This window comes from Pseudomonas sp. EA_65y_Pfl1_P113 (genome assembly GCF_963970525.1).
Taxonomy (GTDB): domain Bacteria; phylum Pseudomonadota; class Gammaproteobacteria; order Pseudomonadales; family Pseudomonadaceae; genus Aquipseudomonas; species Aquipseudomonas tritici.
Genome location: NZ_CAXAQM010000650.1, coordinates 1 through 438, shown reverse-complemented (window position 1 = coordinate 438; position 438 = coordinate 1). Strand labels below are relative to the sequence as shown.

Here is a 438-nt window from a genome sequence, read left to right as displayed (position 1 = left end):
GACCGAGGGAGAGGTGCTTAGCCTTGAAGCGGCCTTGTCTCAGGGCGGCGCCGCTTCGCCCTCGATCGCAGCATCGACTGCCGGTGTGCAGGCGGTCACGGCCGCCCGTACGATAGCGGGATTGCGCCCAAACCCCGAGGTTCAGCTGCAAGTCGAAAATTTAGCGGGTTCGGGGCAATATCGAGGCTTCCGCAGCGCTGAATCAAGCGTCGGAATTGCGCTGCCTCTGGAACTAGGAGGCAAGCGCAGCGCGCGGCTTGCGCTGGCGAACGCACGACTGACCCGGGCTGAGATCCAGACCGCAATCGCCGTTGCCGACCTTCGGCTCAGGATCACGCAGCTCTATGTCGAGGCGGCCGCAGCCGAGCGTCGTACAGAAGTGCTGTCGGAGCAGTCTGCTATTGCAGCAAATGCCTTGCGGATCGCAAGCGAACGCGT

Annotated in this window: 1 protein-coding gene; it reads left to right on the top strand. The window is 63.5% G+C overall.

The genetic code is table 11. The features are described 5' to 3' along the window. Positions 1 to 13 precede the first annotated feature (13 nt). Positions 14 to 438, top strand: a 425-nt coding sequence (locus tag AACY52_RS31550; RefSeq protein WP_339561586.1) for a TolC family protein, incomplete at its 3' end; no start/stop codon positions are given.